This is a genomic window from Streptomyces laculatispora, assembly GCF_017353455.1.
Taxonomy (GTDB): Bacteria; Actinomycetota; Actinomycetes; order Streptomycetales; family Streptomycetaceae; genus Streptomyces; species Streptomyces laculatispora.
The window spans coordinates 1-5,639 of record NZ_JAFMPZ010000632.1 but is presented as its reverse complement, the minus strand read 5'-3'; the positions used below and the strand labels follow the sequence as shown (position 1 = coordinate 5,639).

Annotated in this window: 6 protein-coding genes; 2 read left to right on the top strand and 4 right to left on the bottom strand. The window is 71.6% G+C overall.

Annotated elements, in window-relative coordinates; translation table 11 throughout:
* Positions 1-306: 306 nt before the first annotated feature.
* The 3 genes from J1C73_RS32990 to J1C73_RS32980 form a co-directional block, all read right to left on the bottom strand.
* Positions 307-1,317 (bottom strand): aminoglycoside phosphotransferase family protein, encoded by a 1,011-nt coding sequence (locus J1C73_RS32990; RefSeq protein ID WP_207319578.1) that lies wholly within the window; start codon positions 1,315-1,317, stop codon positions 307-309.
* A gap of 73 nt (positions 1,318-1,390) precedes the next feature.
* Entirely contained in the window at positions 1,391-2,236 is an 846-nt protein-coding gene (locus tag J1C73_RS32985; protein ID WP_207319577.1) for an LLM class F420-dependent oxidoreductase, read from the bottom strand.
* A gap of 220 nt (positions 2,237-2,456) precedes the next feature.
* The gene (locus tag J1C73_RS32980; protein WP_207319576.1) at positions 2,457-3,272 is read right to left on the bottom strand and encodes a hypothetical protein; all 816 of its coding nucleotides are present in this window, start codon (positions 3,270-3,272) and stop codon (positions 2,457-2,459) included.
* A 164-nt stretch (positions 3,273-3,436) separates the two neighbouring features.
* On the opposite strand from J1C73_RS32980, the gene J1C73_RS32975 reads away from it, so the two are divergent.
* Positions 3,437-4,216 (top strand): hypothetical protein, encoded by a 780-nt coding sequence (locus J1C73_RS32975; protein ID WP_207319575.1) that lies wholly within the window; start codon positions 3,437-3,439, stop codon positions 4,214-4,216.
* 306 nt (positions 4,217-4,522) lie between these two features.
* Positions 4,523-5,200 (top strand): DUF4232 domain-containing protein, encoded by a 678-nt coding sequence (locus tag J1C73_RS32970; protein WP_207319574.1) that lies wholly within the window; start codon positions 4,523-4,525, stop codon positions 5,198-5,200.
* A 52-nt stretch (positions 5,201-5,252) separates the two neighbouring features.
* Here the strand turns inward: J1C73_RS32970 and J1C73_RS32965 are convergent.
* Positions 5,253-5,639 (bottom strand): DinB family protein (locus J1C73_RS32965; RefSeq protein ID WP_207319573.1); only part of this gene is annotated, 387 nt, incomplete at its 5' end.

Genomic DNA, 5,639 nt, shown 5'->3' with positions numbered 1-5,639 from the left:
GGTGGTGGCCATGGCCGCACCCTAAGGCACTTCGGTGACTTGGTGGCCGTTCCGTGGGCGTGGTTCAGGTTGGCCCAGTCCACTGCGGCCAGGCCGGTCAGCAGGTTCGGCCCGAAGCAGCCACCGGCAGCCCGCCGCGGTGCGTGCACGACGCAACCCCGACCGGCACCGGCACGATCGCCAAGCGGGTGAGGATCGGCTACGGCTGGGATATCTACAACCTCCTGTCCTGAGCCCTCCGTTCGGCCCGAAGCGCCCTGACCCCGGATCCGCGGGGGCGGGGCGCTTTCGCGTCGGCCCACCTGGTCAGAGCACCGGCTCCGCGAACAGCTCCCGCAGCCACCGTGCGCTCTCCGCGTCCCCCGTCGTCGCCGGCGCGTCGCCCGCCCCGGGGAAGAGCCGGCCCCAGGAGCACGCTCGGCCCACGGCGGCCAGGCGCCAGGCCAGGCTCACCGCGCGCCGCAGCTCAGCGGGCGTGAGTCCGGTGTCCGTCCACGGGTCCAGGTAGGCGTCACGCAGCTTCGGCAGCACCTGCGGTCCATGCCGCTCGGCTGCGGTGCGCAGCGGGACGAGGAGGCTGCAGAAGGGGTGGGAGAGGGCGGCGTCCCCCCAGTCGAAGAAGGTGAAGCGGCCCGGTCCGGGGGCGAAGAACTGTCCGTCGTGCAGGTCGGCGTGGTCGAGCGAGTCGGGGATGCCGGTCGCCGCGAGTTCGTCGCACCAGCCGTTGAAGCGGGGGCGCAGTTCGCGCAGTGCCGTGCGGGTGGCGGGGTCCAGGGTGGCGTTCTCCTCGACCAGCCGGTCGAAGGTGGCGGGAAACACGGCCATCCGGGCGTCCGGGACGCCGAGTTGACCCATTTCCCCGGCCCGGTGGCCGAGCGCGCGTTGCATGGCCGCGTACTGGCGCAGGGGCTCCTCCCACGCACGCTCGTCGGCGGGGTCCCGGCAGAGCGCGTCCCGGAAGAGCGTGCCGCCGTGCGGGAGCAGCGACCAGCCGCGGGCGGCGTCCACGGCGAGCGGCTTCAGTACGTGGCCGGGGACCCACCGGGCCAGCGCCTCGGCCAGGCCCGCCTCGAAGGCGGCGGCGGCCGGGTTGGCCTTGAACCACACGTCGGGTTCGCCCTCGGCCGTCATCCGTACGAGCACCGACCACGGCCGCAGCCGCACCGCGAGCCGTCTCGTGGTGCGCAGGCCGTGGGCGGCGAGGCCGCGCTCCGCCCAGGCGAGGGCGGCCTCCCGCCAGGCCGGGTCCTGCCAGGGCGTCACCGCGTCCGGGTACCGCCCACGCTCCACCGTCTCCGCTGACGCGTCATCTCGCATCGCGTCATTCCATCACCGCCGCCGGCGGCACTCCAGCCGGTTTCCACCGGCCCGCAGCCTTCCGTGAGCCGTTTCAGAGGTATTCCGCGTACGCGTCCAGCGTCCGCAGCACTTCCGCCTCGCCCGCCGGGGGCAGCTGGAGGACGACCTCCTCGATGCCCAGGTCCGCGTAGTGAGCCAGCTTGCCCGTGCCCGGCAGGACCGCGTACGGGACCACCTGGAGGTCCTTCGGGTCGCGGCCCGCCGACTCCCAGGCCGTACGGAGTTGCGGCACGGACTCCGTCAGGCCGCGGCCGCCGATCGGGAGCCAGCCGTCCGCGTACTCCGTGATGTGCGCGAACAGTTTCGGTCCGGCCGCACCGCCGATCAGGGTGCGCGGGCCGACCACCGGGCCGCGGGGCTGCTGGAAGGGCTTCGGGTGGGCGTGGCTGGCCTGCACCGAGCCGAACTCGCCCTTGTACGCCGTTGGTTCGTCGGACCACAGCGCGCGCATCAGCGCCATGCGGTCGCGGCCGAGATCGCGGCGGGTGCGCCAGTCCACGCCGTGGTCGGCGGCCTCCTCGACGTTCCAGCCGAAGCCGAGACCCAGGGTGAAGCGGCCGCCGGAGAGGTGGTCGAGGGTGGCGATCTGCTTGGCCAGGTCGATCGGGTCGTGCTGGGCGATCAGGGTGATGCCGGTGCCGAGCGCCAGGCGTTCGGTGACCGCGGCGGCCTGCCCGAGCGCCACGAAGGGATCCAGGGTGCGGCCGTACTCGGGCGGCAGCTCGCCGCCCGCCGGGTACGGGGTCTGCCTGCTCACCGGGATATGGGTGTGCTCCGGGAGGTAGAGCCCGGAGAATCCCCGCTGCTCAAGCTGGCGCGCGAGCCGTACCGGTGTGATCGTCTCGTCGGTGAGGAAGATCGTTGTGGCGATCCGCATGCGAGGACACCTCCGTCGTGGTCGGGTGACCGCCCAAACGTATGCCGTCCGGTGCGCAAAACCGAGCCTTCGGCGCCTCCGGGAGGCCAACCACCCTGCGTGGGTCGACGTGCCCGTACCGCGTACCGGTGTCCGCTGCCGGCGCGACTCCTCGTGGGCCTTCCTCGCGCCCTGTCCCGGCCTGCTGTTCGGCCGGGACAGGGGCCCCCTCGGAGCTTGGCTAACCCAGTCGTGGGGCAGCGTGCAGCGTGGGCTTGGCCAGGCTCATGGCCGCACCCGGCGACGCGACCTGCATGGTGGCCGCGGTGCCCTGGTAGAACCAGCGCCAGCTGCCGGACGAGGTCGCGTCGACGGTGGCGGCGACCTTGCCCGCGCTGTTCGTCCGCACGGTCTTCACCGTCGTGTACGAGGCTGCGCCGGTCTTCTTGAACTGGAGCTTGAGGCTCTGGCCGCTGTACCCCCGGTACTTCAGCGCTTCCCAGTCGGCACGGGCCAGCGTGCCCGTGACCTTGACCTGCTTGCTGTGGCTGAAGGGGTTGGGGCGCGTGGCGACCGCCGTCAGGGTCGCGGCGCGCTTGAACTTGAACAGGGCGACCCGGTCGAAGAGCCAGTAATCCCCGTCGTTCGCCTGGACGTTGCCCCACGCGGCCCACTCACCGGCGGTGACGTTGGCGTTGGTGTCGCTGTACCAAGGGAAGGAGTGCGGATTGATGCTCATCGTCGCCGTGCACTCCGAGGTGGTGCGGCTCAGCTTCTTGCAGCTGGTCCCGATCCACTCGACCGGGCCGCCCGCGGTGGAGCCGGTACTGCTCGCGTCGATGTGTTCCAGCCTCTTGACGCCGGAGTTGTCCTTGATCGTCAGCTTGATCGGGAAGGTCACCGTCTTGCTGATGCCGACGATGACGCTCTTGCCGTTGTTGGTCACCGCCTTGGTGACACGGATGTCACCCCGCCCTTCGGCCTGCGCCGATGACGCCCCCAGCACGGTCATGGCCACCGCGGTGGCCACCGTGCCCCACAGCACATGTCTTCGCATGTCCCCTCCTTCTCGCCCTCCGCGCCAGGTGCCGGTGCGGATGCGTCGGCACAGCGTAGAGGCCGGAATCCGGGCGCGCGGAACGGCTCGCCTCCCGGCCGTGCGGGGGCGCGTGAGCGCATGCCTTCTGGCCCGGTTCGGGTGGCGCTGCCATCATGGGGAGCGTGACCCAACTCCAGCTTTCCGGAGCCGCGTTGGCGGCCGCCGTGGGTGTGTACGGAGTGCTGGCCGCCCTGTGGCTGGTGCGGGACCGGTCCGACCGGGCGGCCGCCGCCTCGCTCGGACACCTGGACATCGATCCGTACCATGCCGTCGCCACGGCGGGCGAGGCACACGACGCCGACGGACACGCGGCCGCCGTCCTGATGCTCGAAGGACGCCTGACGATAGACGCCGAGGGACGGCTGAGCGTGGCGGACGGCGGCGACACCGACACCGGCCACCCCGTCACCTCCGCCCTGCTGGACGCCGTACGGCGGCACGGTCCGGTCACTCTGCGGGAGCTGCGGCTCAATCCCGAACTGCGCTCAGCCCGGGGCGACTTCCTGCGGGAGCAGGACGCGAGGGTGCCGCGCTGGTCCGGCCGCAGGAACGACGGTCTCGGCACGGCGGCCTGCGCGACCGCGCTCGCGCTGTCCTTCTTCTACCCCGTGCAGCGGGTGTTCCTGGGCAAGGAGACGCCTGCCGGGGCCGGGGACCTCCTCTTCGGGCTGTTCCTCGTCGTGATCACCGGCCTGATGCTCGCCGTCCCGCTGGTCTGGATCGCCCTGCGCTTCTGGCCGGACCGCCGCGACCCCTTCCGTGCCCACTGCGCCGGACTCCCGCACCCCGAACCGGCGGCGCTCGACGAGGAACGGCGCGGGCGGCTGAGGACGAGCCTCATACACACCGAGCCGTGGGAACGCGAGGACACCACCTGGGTGGACAGCGGAGGAGCCTTCTAGGACGCGTTGGAGAGGTGACTCCGTGCTTGCCGTACGGGGTGAGCGGGAGGGGCCGGTGGTCTGTCAGGCGACCGTCCCGCCCGCGTCGCGGATCAGCCGCTGGAGCACCTTCACAGCCCGAAGAGGGGCCGCAGGCCGCGGGATCGGCGGCGGCCGCCCACCAGTGACCGTACGGTGGCGCCTCGGCGGACCGTGAGGTCAAGGCGCCTGTGACAGAACGAGAACGTCGCTGAAGACCGCCTGTAACTCGGTGCGGGATAAAAATGATGCAGACCACACGCACCACGCTCGTTCTGGGGGAACACCATGAAGTACACCCGCATCACCGCTCTCGCCGCCATCGGGGTCGTCGCCACCCTCTCGCTCACCGCCTGTGGCAACGACGGCTCCGGGAAGGACTCGTCCGCCAAGGGCTCCTCGTCCTCGTCCGCCTCGTCCTCGAACTCTTCGTCCTCGGGCGGTGGCTCGAAGTCGGAGGGCGGCTCGGAGGCCGGCAGCGCGAAGTCGGGCTCCGGCGAGGACACCGAGTCCCGCGCCGCCGCGAACGGCGCGAACGGCGCGACGACGACCGGCGGCAAGACCACGTTCTGCAAGACGGAGGACCTGGCCATCGATGCCATGGACGCCGCGCCCGACGAGGAGTCCGGCAGGATCGACATCACCATGATCAACCGGGGTTCGACCACCTGCTCGGCGACGGGCTTCGCGGGTGTCGACATCAAGGACGCCGACAACACCTCGAACCCCATCGAGCGCGGACACGCCCAGCCGCGTATCACCACCCTGAAGCCCGGCGACGCCGCTGTCTTCAACCTCGCCTACGACATCGACAACAGCGGCGACAGCCTCGCGCACCCGACCAACATCCTGGTGACGCCCCCGAACGAGACCCACACCCTGAGCCTGAAGTGGCCCGCGGGCGCGGGGGAGATCAAGGGCGCCTACACCGACGTTCAGGTCTACCCCACGCACACGACCGAGTAGGACCGCAGGCCGCCCCGGCCGCGGCGGCCTGCCGAGCGCCGCGAAGCGCTCCCTACGACCGGTACCGGTAGAGGTCGCGGAGCAGGGCGATCTCGGCGCCGTGGTGCAGAAGTTCCTGGTTCACCCACCAGACGATGCCGATGAACGGCTCCTCCGGGTCACTGCCGTGCGGGTACGTGCAGTGACCGATCCTGTCGAGCACGACATCGTCGGCGGCGAGCAGGGCCTCGCGCCAGGCCGCGGCGGCGGCCGAGAAACCCGCGATCGCCCCGGCGGCGTCAGGGCTCACCCGGTAGTCGCCCTTGGTGAGCGTGCGGGTACCGCCGGCGTGGTCGGCGCGGACGGCCAGCATCTCGCCGAGGTGGGTCAGCCTCCAGGCGATCGTGGTGAAGGGCGGCGGCACCGGGTGCGGCGAGTCCGCCGAGTCCCGGCCCCATGC

What these genes read in the sequence shown, in the direction of transcription:
- J1C73_RS32985 (WP_207319577.1), bottom strand. Translation starts at nt 2,236, where the DNA reads ATGCGGATCGCCACAACGATCTTCCTCACCGACGAGACGATCACACCG.
- J1C73_RS32990 (WP_207319578.1), bottom strand. Translation starts at nt 1,317, where the DNA reads ATGCGAGATGACGCGTCAGCGGAGACGGTGGAGCGTGGGCGGTACCCG.
- J1C73_RS32980 (WP_207319576.1), bottom strand. Translation starts at nt 3,272, where the DNA reads ATGCGAAGACATGTGCTGTGGGGCACGGTGGCCACCGCGGTGGCCATG.
- J1C73_RS32970 (WP_207319574.1), top strand. Translation starts at nt 4,523, where the DNA reads ATGAAGTACACCCGCATCACCGCTCTCGCCGCCATCGGGGTCGTCGCC.